The 14664-nt window shown below is 62.4% G+C and carries 16 protein-coding genes and 1 pseudogene; 6 read left to right on the top strand and 11 right to left on the bottom strand.

Translation table 11 applies throughout. The features are described 5' to 3' along the window. Positions 1 to 298, top strand: a 298-nt coding sequence (locus ACIQ17_RS22030) for a phosphoribosyltransferase family protein (protein ID WP_398471273.1), incomplete at its 5' end; no start/stop codon positions are given. A gap of 113 nt (positions 299 to 411) precedes the next feature. Here ACIQ17_RS22030 and ACIQ17_RS22035 read toward each other — a convergent pair. After that, complete coding sequence (locus ACIQ17_RS22035; RefSeq protein WP_398471275.1) at positions 412 to 912, bottom strand: 6,7-dimethyl-8-ribityllumazine synthase; 501 nt, start codon at positions 910 to 912, stop codon at positions 412 to 414. Positions 913 to 1280: 368 nt separating this feature from the next. Here ACIQ17_RS22035 and ACIQ17_RS22040 point away from each other — a divergent pair, with 368 nt between their 5' ends. From ACIQ17_RS22040 to proC, 3 genes are all read left to right on the top strand, one after another. After that, positions 1281 to 1781, top strand: a complete 501-nt coding sequence (locus tag ACIQ17_RS22040) for a YbjN domain-containing protein (RefSeq protein WP_398471276.1) — start codon at positions 1281 to 1283, stop codon at positions 1779 to 1781. Next, positions 1778 to 2209 (top strand): GNAT family N-acetyltransferase, encoded by a 432-nt coding sequence (locus ACIQ17_RS22045; protein WP_398471277.1) that lies wholly within the window; start codon positions 1778 to 1780, stop codon positions 2207 to 2209. Before ACIQ17_RS22040 ends, ACIQ17_RS22045 begins: the two co-directional genes overlap by 4 nt. Before the next feature lie 174 nt (positions 2210 to 2383). Then, the gene (gene proC / locus ACIQ17_RS22050) at positions 2384 to 3214 is read left to right on the top strand and encodes a pyrroline-5-carboxylate reductase (protein WP_398471278.1); all 831 of its coding nucleotides are present in this window, start codon (positions 2384 to 2386) and stop codon (positions 3212 to 3214) included. Here the strand turns inward: proC and ACIQ17_RS22055 are convergent, their stop codons facing one another. Genes ACIQ17_RS22055 through ACIQ17_RS22065 form a run of 3 tightly spaced genes read right to left on the bottom strand, consistent with a single transcriptional unit; the run spans position 3215 to position 5860 of the window. Further along, on the bottom strand, positions 3215 to 4603 hold the full coding sequence (locus tag ACIQ17_RS22055; RefSeq protein ID WP_398471280.1) for an ATP-binding protein: 1389 nt from the start codon (positions 4601 to 4603) through the stop codon (positions 3215 to 3217). Between the two features lies 1 nt (position 4604). Next, the gene (locus ACIQ17_RS22060) at positions 4605 to 5327 is read right to left on the bottom strand and encodes a response regulator (protein WP_398471282.1); all 723 of its coding nucleotides are present in this window, start codon (positions 5325 to 5327) and stop codon (positions 4605 to 4607) included. Next, the gene (locus tag ACIQ17_RS22065; RefSeq protein ID WP_398471284.1) at positions 5324 to 5860 is read right to left on the bottom strand and encodes a MarR family winged helix-turn-helix transcriptional regulator; all 537 of its coding nucleotides are present in this window, start codon (positions 5858 to 5860) and stop codon (positions 5324 to 5326) included. The genes ACIQ17_RS22060 and ACIQ17_RS22065 overlap by 4 nt, the downstream gene beginning before the upstream one ends. Positions 5861 to 6112: 252 nt before the next feature. Here ACIQ17_RS22065 and ACIQ17_RS22070 point away from each other — a divergent pair, with 252 nt between their 5' ends. Then, a complete protein-coding gene (locus ACIQ17_RS22070) occupies positions 6113 to 7225 on the top strand; it encodes a branched-chain amino acid aminotransferase (RefSeq protein ID WP_398471285.1) in 1113 nt (370 codons plus the stop codon). Positions 7226 to 7289: 64 nt separating this feature from the next. Here the strand turns inward: ACIQ17_RS22070 and ACIQ17_RS22075 are convergent. From ACIQ17_RS22075 to uvrC, 6 genes and pseudogenes are all read right to left on the bottom strand, one after another. Beyond that, positions 7290 to 8682, bottom strand: a pseudogene (locus ACIQ17_RS22075) (MATE family efflux transporter). A gap of 143 nt (positions 8683 to 8825) precedes the next feature. Beyond that, positions 8826 to 9881 carry a 50S ribosomal protein L3 N(5)-glutamine methyltransferase gene (prmB, locus tag ACIQ17_RS22080; RefSeq protein WP_398471286.1) on the bottom strand — a complete coding sequence of 352 codons (1056 nt, stop codon included), beginning with the start codon at positions 9879 to 9881 and terminating at the stop codon, positions 8826 to 8828. After that, entirely contained in the window at positions 9881 to 10345 is a 465-nt protein-coding gene (locus ACIQ17_RS22085) for a molybdenum cofactor biosynthesis protein MoaE (RefSeq protein WP_398471288.1), read from the bottom strand. The genes prmB and ACIQ17_RS22085 overlap by 1 nt, the downstream gene beginning before the upstream one ends. Positions 10346 to 10358: 13 nt before the next feature. Next, positions 10359 to 10610, bottom strand: a complete 252-nt coding sequence (gene moaD / locus ACIQ17_RS22090; RefSeq protein WP_398471289.1) for a molybdopterin converting factor subunit 1 — start codon at positions 10608 to 10610, stop codon at positions 10359 to 10361. Continuing rightward, on the bottom strand, positions 10607 to 11218 hold the full coding sequence (gene pgsA, locus ACIQ17_RS22095) for a CDP-diacylglycerol--glycerol-3-phosphate 3-phosphatidyltransferase (protein WP_398471290.1): 612 nt from the start codon (positions 11216 to 11218) through the stop codon (positions 10607 to 10609). The genes moaD and pgsA overlap by 4 nt, the downstream gene beginning before the upstream one ends. Before the next feature lie 113 nt (positions 11219 to 11331). Continuing rightward, positions 11332 to 13425: an excinuclease ABC subunit UvrC gene (gene uvrC / locus ACIQ17_RS22100; protein ID WP_398471291.1), complete on the bottom strand. Its 2094-nt coding sequence runs from the start codon at positions 13423 to 13425 to the stop codon at positions 11332 to 11334. A gap of 294 nt (positions 13426 to 13719) precedes the next feature. On the opposite strand from uvrC, the gene ACIQ17_RS22105 reads away from it, so the two are divergent. Next, on the top strand, positions 13720 to 14340 hold the full coding sequence (locus ACIQ17_RS22105; protein ID WP_398471292.1) for an outer membrane protein: 621 nt from the start codon (positions 13720 to 13722) through the stop codon (positions 14338 to 14340). A gap of 117 nt (positions 14341 to 14457) precedes the next feature. Here the strand turns inward: ACIQ17_RS22105 and ACIQ17_RS22110 are convergent. Beyond that, positions 14458 to 14664 (bottom strand): cold-shock protein (locus tag ACIQ17_RS22110; RefSeq protein ID WP_398471293.1); only part of this gene is annotated, 207 nt, incomplete at its 5' end.

Raw genomic sequence — 14664 nt, forward strand, 5'->3', positions numbered from 1 at the left:
CATCCTGATCGACGACATCGTCGACTCCGGCGGCACGCTGGTCAACGCAGCCGACGCCCTGCTCGCCAATGGCGCCAAGGAAGTCTACGCCTATCTTACCCACGGCGTGCTCTCCGGCGGCGCCGCGGCGCGCATCGGCGGATCGAAGCTGAAGGAGCTGGTGATCACGGATTCGATCCAGCCCACCGACGCCGTGATCAATGCGCCGAACATCCGCACGCTGTCGATTGCCGCCTTGATCGGCGAAGCCATCGAACGCACCGCGGCGGAAGAGTCGGTGTCGAGCCTGTTCGACTAAGGCACCAAAGCCGAAGGATGGGCTGAGCGCGGGCGCGCAGCGTCAGAGCGGCACCCATCACCTCCGGTCTGGTGTTGATGGGTATCGCTTCGCTCAACCCATCCTACAATTTCTCACACAATCCCTGCCGCCACCTGACCGCGCAGCCGTTCGAGACTGAGCAATGTCTCCGCGCAGGCTGCCGCGACCTCCAAACCCTTCTGCGCAAAATGCTTGCGCAAGAAATCCGCGCCGTCATCCGTGTCGCGAAATTCATCCGGCGCCACTACCGCCGAGAAGACGGGGATCTCGGTGCGCAACTGCACGTCCATCAGCGCATTGATCACCGTGTCCGCGACATAGCTCCGCACGCCATTGTCGACGACGAGGCCTGCCGTGACGATCGCCGTATAGCGCCGGGTCTTGGCCAGCACCTGCACATGCAGCGGGATCTCGAAGGAGCCCGGCACTTCGAACAGGTCGACCTGGGACGGATCGACATGCCGCGCCGCAATCTCGGTGCGAAAGGATTCCCAGCATGGCGCGACGATGCCGCGATGCCAGGACGACTGCACGAAAGCCACACGCTGTGGCCTGGCAAAGGATGGATGGCTGGACTGGGATGTTTCGGTCATGACTGCTGTTTCCGTGTGTTGCCAAACTATGCCGAAGCACCCCGACGCCAGCAAGAGCGGACGCCCGTTAAGAATTGCGGCCGAACTGCGCCACAAGACTCTTTCTGCGCGCAGCAGATTCCACCGGACTCGCATTCCGGGAATCCGATTCCGGTTTGTTCTCGTTGCGACGTGATGACCTGTGGATGAAAGGGCCAATGTCTGTGGACTGAGTCAGGGTGACGTTGCGCGGATTCCGCAAATCACATCACTTCGGTCTCGCAAGTTCTGGACGATTTAAGTCTAAAGCCCCGCAACGGCATTCCGACAATATCGCGTACCCGGCCAGTCGTTTGCATCACTGACTCCCAAGGCAAGGTCGCGACCGCATGTCACTTCTCGAAGGCACTCTCGATTCACGCGCCAATCCGCTCGCGGTGGTCGAAGACATTGCTGCCGATCACAACTGGGCCTTCGAGCGCTCGGGTGAAGATGAAGTCACGATCATCTCCAAAGGTGACTGGACCGACTATCAACTCTCCTTCACCTGGATGGCTGAAATCGAAGCGCTGCATCTTGCTTGCGCGTTCGACATGAAGATTCCAACTGCACGTCGTAGCGAAGTACAGCGCCTGATCGCGGCGGTGAACGAACAGATGTGGGTCGGTCATTTCGATATCTGGACGTCATCGGGCATGATCATGTATCGGCAGGCCATTCCGCTGCCGGACGGCATGACGGCAACCACTTCGCAATGCGAGTCCATGCTCGTCTCCGCGATCCATGCCTGCGAGCGTTACTATCCGGCGATGCAATTCGTGGTGTGGGCCGGCAAGACGGCAGAACAGGCCATGAGCGCCGCCATGTTCGACACCGCAGGCGAAGCGTGAACACAACGCCGCAGATCACTGTCCCCGATGCGCCAGGCGAAGCCGAACGCCTCGCGGTGTGGAATGCACTGCTTGCCTATAATGAAAAGTCGGTCGGCCCAAGCAACTATCAACCGCTCTCAATCCTGATCCACGATCCCGAAACCGGTGAACCCGCCGGCGGCATCTGGGGCAAGACCGCCTATAACTGGTGCTTCATCGAACTTTTTGTGGTGCCGGAAAAATTCCGCGGCCAGGATGTCGGCACCAAGGTCTTGAAGCTCGCGGAAGACATTGCACGCCAGCGCGGCTGTATCGGCCTCTGGCTCGACACCTACTGGTTTCAGGCGCGCAGCTTTTACGAAAAGCAGGGTTATGAAGTGTTCGGCGAGCTGCCGGACTACCCGCATGGCGGGCCAAGGTACTTTTTGAAGAAGAATTTGGTTTGATACTTTCTTGTCTTCACCCGGCCTGACCGGGTGACCCAATCGACACTGCAATCCAGAGTACTGGATCGCCTGCGTTCGCGGGCGATGACAGACCAGGCTTGAGGCTTCATCCCACATTGCGCCCGGACGACACGATGCTAAGGTCCCGCGCCTTCAGCCAGCCGGGACTTTACAATGACCACGACGACCAATTCCGCCCTCCACTCCCTCGACGGCCATGTCGTGCTTGCCGGCGCCGGCAAGATGGGTGGTGCGATGCTGATGGGCTGGCTGGCGGGCGGCCTCGATCCGGCACGCGTGGTCGTTCTCGATCCCTACCTGTCCGACGAGATCAAGGCCCTCGCCGCCAGGGGCGTACGCCTCAATCCGGATGTCAGCGACATCGGCAAGGTCGCAGCTCTCATCCTTGCGGTCAAACCACAGATGTTCGCCGAAGTCGGCCCGACGCTGCGCGCCATCGTCGGCGACTCACTGGTCGTCTCGATCATGGCGGGCACCACCATCGCCGGTATCACCAGGACCTGCGGCGGCAGGATCGTGCGCGCGATGCCGAACACTCCGGCAGCGATTGGTCGCGGCATCACCGTGGCCGTCGCTGCGGGCGACGTGACATCGGCTCAGCGCGAACTCACTGATGCGCTCCTCCGCGCCACGGGCTCGGTGGAATGGGTGGAGGACGAAAGCCTGATCGATGCCGTTACGGCCGTATCCGGCTCAGGCCCCGCCTATGTGTTCCTGCTCGCCGAGGAAATGGCCCGTGCAGGCATCGCTGCAGGATTGCCGCCGGAGCTTGCGGTGAAGCTCGCACGCGAAACCGTATCGGGCTCCGGCGAACTGCTGCGCCAGTCTGATCTGGATGCTGCAACCCTTCGCAAGAATGTCACGTCGCCGGGCGGGACCACCGCAGCGGCACTCGGCGTGCTGATGGCGGATGATGGATTCGAGCCGTTGCTGACCCGAGCGATCGCGGCCGCGACAGCGCGTTCGAAAGAACTGGCGAAGTAGCTAGACCGGCACCCGCACGACTGCGCGGAGCCCCCCCATCGGACTATCCGCCAGCGTGATGTCGCCGCCATGCGAGCGCGCGATATCACGCGCGATCGCAAGGCCGAGGCCCGTACCACCTTCGTCCTGATTGCGCGCATCGTCGAGGCGCAGGAACGGCTTGAACACTTCCTCGCGCATCGCCATGGGAATGCCCGGTCCGTCATCATCCACCGTCACCGTGAGATAGCGATGATCGCGATGGCCGGTGATGGCGATGTCATTGCCATGACGCGCGGCATTGGAGACAAGATTGGCGAGGCAGCGCTTGAACGCCGCCGGCTTCACCGTGACGATCGGCAGGCCATGGAACGTCACCGTCGCCTTGTGGCCGTGCCGCTCGGCGTCGCTGCGCAGCTCTTCCAGCGCAGAAGACATATCGGTGGGCTGGGCAGGCTCGCCGCTATCACCGCGCGCGAAAGCGAGATAGGCCTCGAGCATGGCCTGCATCTCGTCAATGTCCTTGCGCATGCCCTCCACTTCCGGCCCGTCCTCCAGCAGCGCCAGTTCGAGCTTGAAGCGGGTGAGGATGGTGCGGAGATCATGCGACACGCCAGCGAGCATCGCAGTACGCTGCTCCATGGCACGCTCGATGCGCGCTTTCATCTCGATGAAGGAGTTGGCCGCACGCCGCACCTCGCGCGCACCGCGCGGTCGGAAATTCGGCACCTCGCGGCCTTTGCCGAAACTCTCCGCGGCATCCGCGAGTTTCAGGATCGGCCGGATCTGATTGCGCAGGAAGAGGATCGCAACAATCAACAGGATCGACGAGGTGCCGACCATCCAGAACAGGAAGATTTCCGAGTTCGATGCATAGGCGGCGCTACGCTGCGCAAAGACGCGCATGACGGTGTCATCCAGCTGGATGCGAATCTCGACGAGATTGGAGCGCCCGACCGTATCGATCCAGAACGGCCGCGGGATCTGCCGACCGATCTGCACCGAGAGCGTCTGATCGAGCAACGAGAAGAACGGCTTCGGGCCGGGCGGCGGCATGTCACCGAGCGGCAGGAAGTCCACCACGAGACCAAGGCGCTGCTGCGCGATCGCCTTGATCTGGGTGCGGTCCTTGTCCTGGGGATAAGTCTTGTAGACATCGATCAGCGCCGCAATGTCCTGCACCACCACGGCGGACAGGCGACGCGTCACCGTATTCCAGTGCCGTTCCATGAACACAAAAGCGATGACCGACTGCAGGATCACCATCGGCACGATCATGATCAGCAGCGCGCGGGCGTAAAGGCCCTTCGGCATCAGCTCGTTGAAACGTCGGCCCATCACGCGATTGGCCGCCGACATCCGCTCGGACGCGGAACGCAACACAGTCATGCCGGTGTCGAATGTGCTCATGTCAGGGCGACGCCACCAGACGATAGCCGATGCCGCGCACGGCCTGCAGGAACAGCGGATTGGCCGGATCAACCTCGATCTTGCGGCGCAGGCGATTGATCTGCACGTCCACGGCGCGCTCATTCACCGTGCCATCACCGGTCAGCGCACCGCGCGGCACCGTCTCGCCCGGTGTCTCGGCGAGAATGCGCAACATGTCCCGCTCGCGGTCGGTGAGATGGATGATCTCCTCGCCCTGCCGCAACTCGCCGCGGGCGAGGTGATAGACATAAGGCCCGAACTGCAGCTGCTCGACCTTTTCCACCGGCACCGGCGCGCTGCGCTTCAGGATATTGGCAATGCGCAGCGCCAGCTCGCGCGGTTCGAAGGGCTTTGACACGTAATCGTCGGCGCCGATCTGCAGGCCTTCGATGCGATCATTCGACTCCGTGCGTGCCGTCAGCATCACGATCGGCACATGCGAGGACATACGGATGAAGCGCGCGAGATCGAAACCGGTCTCACCTGGCATCATCACGTCAAGGATCAGCAGATCGAAATGCAGCCCGAGCAGCTTGGCCCGCGCCTCCTTTGCGCTCGGCGCCGTCGTCACGCGATAGCCTTCGCTGGCAAGAAAGCGCGACAGCAGATCGCGGATGCGACGGTCGTCATCCACCAGCAAGAGATGCGGCGCATCGTCGGCCGGCTGCACCGGCATCTTCTTGGCGGCCTGGGCGAGTATCATCTATGGGTCCCGTTATCCGTGCCGAGGATCACCTGTAGCACCTTGTCCGGATCGTCGCGGTCGATCATGCCGCCGAGGAAGCGCTTGATCGCAGCCACTTCGAGCGGCGTGAAATCCTTCAATGCGCCATCGATGCGCGTGGTCTGCAATCCTGCCATCTGAGCCACCAGAGCTTCACCTTTGGCGGTGGCGAAAAGAAGCCGCTGCCGGCGATCCACCTCGCCGGATTTCTGCACGATATAGCCTTCGTCCAGCAATTGCTTCAGCACACGCCCCAGCGACTGTTTTGTGATGCGCAGGACGTCGAGCAGATCCGCCACCTTCAGCCCGGGATAGCGATGCACGAAATGCACGACGCGGTGATGCGCGCGACCGAAGCCGAACTGGTCCAGCACATGATCGGGATCGCCGACGAAATCGCGATAGGCGAAAAACAGCAGTTCGATGATGTCCCAGCGCAGCGGCGCCGGGGCTACTTCTCCTTGCCCCTCAACCGCACGTGAAACGGCCGGCTTGAAATTTACGTCAGCCATATTGACATATCTTGGGTTCAATCTTACAAACTTGGCCACCCCGACGAAATTTTATAACTTAAGCCGGGTGGACCGATTAGGTCCGATTTGAGAACCATACCGGACTTCGGCAGGCGGCCATAGCCTACCCTCAAATGAGGCTTGGGCAATTGGCCGCGCAGGGCAAACAGCTTTTGCGGCTGATCCGGACACGACGTAGAACAGCAGACGCCGTCGCCGACGCACGGCGGGTGCCAAGCAGGAGTAAGGTCCATGGGCGTTTCATTCGACAAGGTCGATGGCGCAATCTGGCTGGATTTCGACATCCACCATAGCCACCACGCATTGCCCGAGGCGGAGCGCGTGGCGAAGCTCAAGGACCCCGGCTTCGGCCGTGTATTCACCGATCACATGGCCATCGTGCGCTACAGCCAGGACAAGAACTGGCACGGCGCGCGCGTCGAAGCCCGCACTAACTTCCAGCTCGATCCGGCCGCAGCCGTCCTGCACTACGCGCAGGAGATTTTCGAGGGCCTGAAGGCCTATGTCCGCGAGGACGGCGGCGTGAACCTCTTCCGCCCGGATGCGAACGCGAAACGTTTCTGGAATTCGGCCACCCGCATGGCGATGGCGCCGCTGCCCGAACCGGTCTTCATCGAAGCCGTCGAGCAGCTCGTCCGCATCGATCGCGCCTGGATTCCGGGTGGTGAAGGCAGCCTCTATCTACGCCCGTTCATGATCGCCAATGAGACCTTCCTCGGCGTGAAACCGTCGTCGGAATATATCTTCGGCGTCATCGCTTCGCCGGTTGGTTCGTACTTCAAGGGCGGCCCGGCTCCGGTGTCGATCTACGCCTCGGAGAATTACACCCGCGCAGCCGTCGGCGGCACCGGTGCCGTCAAGTGCGGCGGCAACTACGCCGCAAGCTTGCGCGCGCAGGCCGAAGCGATGGATCACGGTTGCGACCAGGTCGTGTTCCTCGATGCAGTCGAACGCAAATATATCGAAGAGCTCGGCGGCATGAACGTGTTCTTCGTGTTCGAGGACGGCTCGCTCTCGACGCCGCCGCTCGGCACCATCCTGCCCGGCATCACGCGCGACTCGATCATCGCGCTCGCCAAGTCGGCCGGCGTGACCGTGCGCGAGGAACTCTATTCGCTCGATCAGTGGCGCGCGGATGCGACCAGCGGCAAGCTCAAGGAAGCCTTCGCCTGCGGCACGGCTGCGGTCATCTCGCCGATCGGCAAGGTCCGCACCACATCGGGTGAATTCCTGATCAATGGCGGCGAAGCCGGCAAGGTCGCCATGGGTCTGCGCAAGCAGCTCGTGGACATCCAGTACGGCCGCGCGGAAGATCCGCACAACTGGATCCGCAAGGTGTTTTGAGCGCTCAAACGCTTCGACAACAAAAAGGCCGCAGTCTTCGCGACTGCGGCCTTTTTCATTGCTCTCATGGCGCGGCTGGCACCAGCCCCAATCGCTCGCGCTGCGTCCAGCGCCACAGCATCACCGGAGCGACGACCGCCAGCCCAGCGGCGAGACCGATCCAGATTCCCACGCCGCCGAAGCCGAGCTTGAACGCAAACAACAGGCTCAGCCCCATTCCAAAACCCCAATAGCCCAGTCCGGCAATGATCATCGGGACGCGCGTATCCTGCAATCCGCGCAACATGCCGGCGCCCACCGACTGCGCGCCGTCGGCAATCTGGAACACGGCCGCGCAGAACAGGAATGACATCGCCGTGTCGATCACCACGGCATTGGCGGGATTGCCGAGATCGATGAAAGCGCCGATCAGAAGACGTGGCGCCGCCAGCAGCAATATGCTCATCGAGGCCATGAAGCCGACTGCGAGCACGAAGGCCGTCCAGCCCGCGCGCGTGATGCCGTCGCGATCTTCCCCGCCTTTGGCCAGTCCCACACGCACCGTCGCCGCCTGACTCAGCCCCATCGGCACCATGAAGGAGATCGACGCGATCTGGATCGCGATGGCATGCGCCGCAATCGCCGCCGTGCCGAACTGCCCCATCAGAAAAACGGCGGCATTGAACACGGTGATCTCGAAGGCCAACGCCGCTCCGATCGGCAGACCGATCTGCCAGACCTTGAAAAAGCGCGGCCAGTCAGCTCGCCAGAAATTGCCGAACAGCGCGTATCGCCGAAATTTTGGATGCCACAGCACCACAGCAACAAAGATGATGAAAAGGAACGTGTTCGACAGCGCGGTCGCGAGTCCCGATCCGGCCAGACCCATGGCAGGAAAACCGAGATGGCCGAACACCAACACCCAATTGGCCGCGGCATTGAACAGGATGGCAATCGCCGTCACCACCAACGCCCAGAGCGGCCGCTGCACGGCGGCCACGAACGACCGCAGCACGATGAAGCCGAGCGCCGGCAGGAAGCCCCATTGCAACATGCGCATGAATGTCTGCGCGTCGGCCGCGGCCTGTGCGTGCTGGCCGAACAACAGCAGAATTTCTTCGGTGTGCCACAATGCGATCCAGGCCGGGATCGAGACGATCACCGCCGTCCACAATCCCTGCCGGAAGGTACGCCGCACGTCGCGCACCATATGCAGCTTGCGCTTCCGCCATCATCGGTGATGTCGCCGTGACAATACCGATCGCGAAGATCAGAATGGCAAAATAGACATTCACGCCAAGCGCCGATGCCGCCAGTGCCTCGGCACTGACGCGACCGAGCACGATCACATCCGTCGTGGTCAACGCGATCTGCGCGAGATTGGTCAGGATCAGCGGCCAGCCGAGCGAGAGGGTGGCGCGGAGTTCGGCGAGCCACAGGTCGCGTGTTGACGCCTTCTGCTCGACAGCCGGCAGCATTAGAACACCTTTGACGAATTCATGAACGCTGCTGCATTCAAACGATGCTTCAGCTTGTGCTGACCACACTGTCAGGCAGTCGCGCGAGGATACGCGCACATGGATGAACGAGTAATTGCGCGCCTATTTGGCCAGATTTGGGGCTAGATTCCGCTGCGACCTTGCAACGCAGCCGCCGACACCCAGAACACCTCGCCTTCGGAGTCTTCGGTATCCAGCCAGATCAGCGGCAGATCGGGAAACGCCGCATCGACATTGGCGCGGCCGCGGCCGACCTCGCACAGCAAGCCGCCATGCGGATTGAGATGATCGCCCGCCTGGTCGATGATCTTCCGAACGATGTCCAATCCATCGACACCGCCATCGAATGCCATGCTCGGCTCGGCCAGACATTCGTCCGGCAGATCGGCCATGCCCTGCGCATCCACATAAGGCGGGTTGGTGATGATGAGATCATAGGTGGTGTCGCCGAGCGGCTCGAACAGATCGCCCTTGTAGAGTGTCAGCCGCTCGTCGAGGCCGTAGTCGATCACATTGCGCATGGCGACAGCGAGCGCCGCAGGCGACAGGTCGACCGCATCGACCTGCGCATTCGGGAATGATTGCGCAGCCAGGATCGCGATGCAGCCGGAGCCCGTGCAGAGATCGAGCACGCCCTCGACCTCCATGGGATCGTCGATCAATGATGCGCCCTCGCCGTCATCACCGGCAAAATGCGTGTCGAGCAGTTCGCCGATGAAGGAGCGCGGCACGATGGTCCGCTCATCCACATAGAACGGCAGGCCGCGCATATAGATCTTGTTGACCAGATAGGCCGCTGGCTTCCGCGTGCTGACCCGGCGATGGATGACGTCGAGAATCTTGCGGCCTTCGGTTGCGGTCACCCGCGCGGTGGCAAAGCTCTCGAACTGGTCGGGATGCAGATGCAGCAATTCGCAGACGATGAACGCGGCTTCCGCCACCGGATCGGTGGTGCCGTGCGCAAAAGCCAGCTTCGCCTCGATGAAGCGGCTGGTGGCGTAGCGCACATAGTCCAGCAGCGTGACGAGTTCACCCGGCCCGACCTTCGGCAGCGTCGCCGCGGCGAGCTTCTTCACCGACGCCTTTGCCTTTGTTGACGTCTTCTTGGTTGCCGACGCTTTGCTCGCAGAAGTCTTTGCCGTCTTCTTCGCGGCCGTCTTCACAGTCTTCTTAGCCATCACTTACCCCAGCGCGCCGCAGCGTCGTCATCATCACTTTTCGCCGCGACCCAGCCGGTGCCGGCGGCAGTTTCCTCACGCTTCCAGAACGGCGCATGAGCTTTCAGATAGTCCATCAGGAATTCTGCCGATTGGAACGCGGCCTGGCGATGGGCCGACGCCGTCAGCACCACCATGATGTTCTCGCCCGGCAGGATGCGGCCGGTGCGGTGCACGATGGTCACTCCAGTCAACGGCCAGCGGGTCATCGCCTCCTCGGCATGGCGACCGATCTCGGCCTCGGCCATCCCCGGATAATGTTCGAGCGTCAGCGCCGTGGTCGCATCACTGCCCTCGCCACCACGACAGATGCCGCTGAAGGTCACGACCGCGCCAATATCGGTCCGGCTCGCCGTCAGCGCGGCGATCTCGGCGTTGATATCGAAATCAGCAGTCTGGATGCGGATGGTGACGTTGTCGCTCATGACGATGCGGGGATCAGCCGCCGGTCATCGGCGGAAAGAACGCAATCTCGCGCGCGCCGGCGATCGCCGTGTCGGGCCGAACATGGGTCTGGTCGATCGCCGCGCGGATCACCTTCGGTGTCTCGAACGCATGCGCATATTCCTCGCCCCGCGAGGACAGCCAGGAGATCAGATCACCGATCGTGCTCACGGTCGCCGGCGGCTCGATCGTCTCTTCGGCCTTGCCGATCCGCTCGCGGACCCAGGCGAAATACATCAGTCTCATGCATCCTCCTCGAAGAGGTGCCGGACGCCGGCCCGGAAATAATCATAACCGGTATAGAGCGTCACGATAGCCGAGATCCACAGCAGCACGATGCCGGTGAAGGTGACATAGCCGAACAGCACGTCGCCGGCCTCTCCGGCCAGCAGGAAGCCGATCGCGACCAGCTGCGCTGCCGTCTTCCATTTCGCCAGCTGCGTGACGGGAACGCTGACGCGCAGGCCGGCGAGATATTCACGCAGGCCGGACACCAGGATTTCGCGGCACAGGATCACGATGGCCGCCCACAGCGTCCACCGATTGATGGTGGCATCGGAGGCCAGCATAAGCAGACACGACGCCACCAGGAGCTTGTCGGCGATGGGATCGAGCATGCGGCCGAAGGACGACTGCTGATTCCAGATGCGCGCGTAATAGCCATCGAGAAAATCGGTGATCGCGGCGGCGATGAAGATGGCCACGGCCACCCAGCGCAGCCACAGCGGGCCGTCCATGGACGACTGCCAATAGATACAGCCGACCACCACCGGGACGGCGGCGATCCGGGCATATGTCAGGATATTCGGCAGGGTCATTGCTGAGGTCCCGGCCCGTCGTGTGGTCACTGTCATGCGTCTACCAATACTGCCGGTGCCCGAAGGTCAACCGCACCCGGCCAGTTTACCTCAAAACCCGTCGGCGCCCGAATGTAGGATGGGTTGAGCGCAGCGAAAACCCATCCTCATCACCGCGCCCCCGGCTGCGGATGGAAAAAGTCAAAAATCTTCCGCGCATTCTCGGTGGAAATGCCCGGAACCTTGCCGAGATCGCCCACCGACGCCCGCTCGATCTCCTTCAGGGTGCCGAAATGATGCAGCAGCGCCCGCTTGCGGGTCGGGCCGATGCCGGGAATCTCCTGCAGGCCGGCCTCGCGGATATCCTTCTTGCGCAGCGTCCGGTGCGAACCAATCACGAAACGGTGGGCCTCGTCGCGCAGTCGCTGGATGAAATAGAGAATCGGGTCTCGCGGCTCCAGCTTGATGGCCTCACGGCCTGGCATGAACAAGGTCTCGCGGCCGGCATTACGCTCCGGGCCCTTGGCCACTGACATCAAGGTGACATCTGTCAGCTTCAACTCGTCGAAGATTTCCTTGACCGCATTGAGCTGGCCGCGGCCGCCGTCGATGATGACGAGGTCGGGCCATAGCGGCCCATCGTCGTCCTTGCGCTTGGCCGCCTCGCCTTCGGCCGGCGGCGTCAGCAGCCGCTTGAAGCGGCGCTGCAGCACCTCCTTCATCATCGCAAAATCGTCGCCCGGCGTGGTCTCGGCCGACTTGATATTGAACTTGCGATACTGGTTCTTGATGAAGCCATCGGGCCCCGCGACAATCATCGCGCCGACGGCATTGGTGCCCTGGATGTGGCTGTTGTCATAGACCTCGATCCGCGCCGGCGTCTTTGGCAGCCCAAGCGTCGCCACCATGCCTTCCAGCAGGCGCGTCTGCGTCGCGGTATCGGCGAGCTTGCGGCCGAGCGCCTCCCGCGCATTGGTCTGCGCGTGCTGGATCAGCTCTTTCTTTTCGCCACGCTGCGGCGTCGAAACCTCGACCTTGAAGCCGGCTTTCACGCTCAACGCAGCGGCAAGAAGATCGCTTTCCTCGATATTGTGCGACAGCAGCACCATTTTTGGCGGCGGCTTGTCCTCGTAGAACTGCGCCAGGAAGGACCCAAGCACTTCCTCCGGGGTGAAGGACTTTTCGGCCTTCGGGAAGTAAGCGCGATTGCCCCAGTTCTGGCCGGTGCGGAAGAAGAACACTTCCACGCAGGAATAGCCGCCTTCCTGATGGATGGCGAACACATCGGCTTCTTCCACCGTTCGCGGATTGATGCCCTGTTGCGACTGAATGGCAGACAGCGCCGCAAGGCGATCGCGGTAGAGCGCCGCGCGCTCGAAAGCGAGGTCCTCCGACGCCTTCTCCATCTCGTCGGCCAGCAGCTTCTTCACCGCCCGGCTCTTGCCGGACAGGAAGTCCGTCGCCTCGCGCACGAGCTCCGTATAGCCGGGGAAATCGATCTCGCTGGTGCAGGGACCGGAGCAACGCCGGATTTGATAAAGTAGGCACGGCCGCGTGCGGCTCTCGAAGAACGAGTCCGTGCAGGAGCGCACGAGGAACGCGCGCTGCAAAGCCGTGATGGTGCGGTTGACCGCTCCCACGGACGCGAACGGACCGAAATAGCGACCGGGCCGCGACTGCGCGCCACGATGCTTGACGATCTGCGGCGCCCAATGATCCCCGGTCATCAGGATATAGGGAAACGACTTGTCGTCGCGCAGCTGAACATTGAAGCGCGGACGGAGCTGCTTGATGAGATTGGCTTCGAGCAGCAGCGCTTCGGTTTCGGTGGAGGTCGAAACGATCTCCACCACCGCGGTCGCCGCGATCATCCGCGCAATACGCATCACCTGCCCGGTCGGCCGGGCATAGGAGGCCAGGCGCTTTTTGACGTTCTTGGCCTTGCCCACGTAGAGCACGTCGTGGGCCGCATTGAGCATGCGGTAGACCCCCGGCGATGTCGGCGCGAGGCGCACCGCCTTGGCGATGGCCGAACGGCCGATCGCCATCGTGCCTTCCAGTACCTCACCCTCGACGACCGCATCGGCGCTTTCATCGGCTTCGTCCGGCAGTGCGGCCTCGTCCTCATCCTCGGGCAGATCGAGCTCGACATCCGGCGGCGCCTGCAGGCCGGACTGGACTCGCGGCCTGGCTTGAGGCGCGGAACCGGGCTCGGTGGCCGCCGCGTCCGGCACCGTTTGGGGATCGGTGGGGTCTTGAATCATGCCGCCAATCTAAGCGTTGCGGCGGCTTGCTGCCAGCAGTCGGCGACATTTGGTGCGGCATCCCGGAGGCAGAGTTGCGGCAATCCTGCGGGCACGCCCTCGTACCGGGAAAAGTGGGTCACCGCCGCAAGTAAGACTCTTTTAACGCCAATACCGCGCCGATTCCGCGCGTTAAGACCCGCTTAATCTAAAACTCTCGATAAATCGTCCCGATCAATGATGGAATTTCGTAACCCTAAGCCTTTGTGCACCGCACGGCAGGGAAACGGCAGTAACGCGTGTTGGAGAGTTGAGATGAGCAAGTTGGCGTTCGCGGCGGTCGCGGTCATGGTGGCTGGGACGACGGCGGCACAGGCGGCGGACCTGCCTTACCGGTCGCGGGCGCCGTATACGGTGAACCAGCCGCTGAACGCCTATAGCTGGGCTGGCCCGTATCTGGGTGCCACCCTGGGCTATGAATGGGGCAGCGTTTCCAACACCCCGACCAAGCCGAAGGGCATCGTTGGCGGCGTGACCGCCGGCTACAACTGGCAGAGCGGCCCGATCGTGTTCGGTGTCGAGGGCGACATCTCGGGCACCGGCGCCGATGACCGCTTCGGCGACTACAAGTTCTCGAATCCGTGGTTCGGCACCGCGCGCGGCCGCATCGGCTATTCCTTCAACAACGTGCTGCTCTACGGCACCGCCGGTCTGTCCTTCGGCAGCCTGCAGGCAGAGCGCGCAGGCCTGCAGCAGTCGCAGACCTCGGTCGGCTGGACCGCCGGTGTCGGCGCCGAAGTCGGCATCTACCAGAACTGGACCGCGAAGATCGAATATCTCTATGTCGATCTCTCCCGCAACACCTACACGCTCACCGGCACCGACAGCGCGCTGTCGTTCGGCACGGTCCGCCTCGGCGTGAACTACCACTTCTGATCCGGCCTCACGGATCAGAGCTTCAGCTCCAAGTTAGAAGAAACCATGCCGACCCACTCCCGGCCGCCCTGCGGCCGGGATTTTCTTTGCGGTGTGCTTGCGAACGAGGCCTTGCCGCTACCCTGTAATCACCAGGTCGACCGCCTTAGGACCCTTGCCCTTCTTGTCGGGTTCGACCTCGAAAGTGATCCGCTGTCCTTCAGTCAGATCCTTCAGGCCCGCACGTTCGACGGCGGTGATATGGACGAATACGTCCCGTCCGCCATCATCCGGCTTGATAAAGCCGTAGCCACGCTCGCCATTGAAGAATTTGACCGTACCACT

The organism is Tardiphaga sp., from assembly GCF_044340795.1.
In the GTDB taxonomy this organism is placed as follows: Bacteria; Pseudomonadota; Alphaproteobacteria; order Rhizobiales; family Xanthobacteraceae; genus Tardiphaga.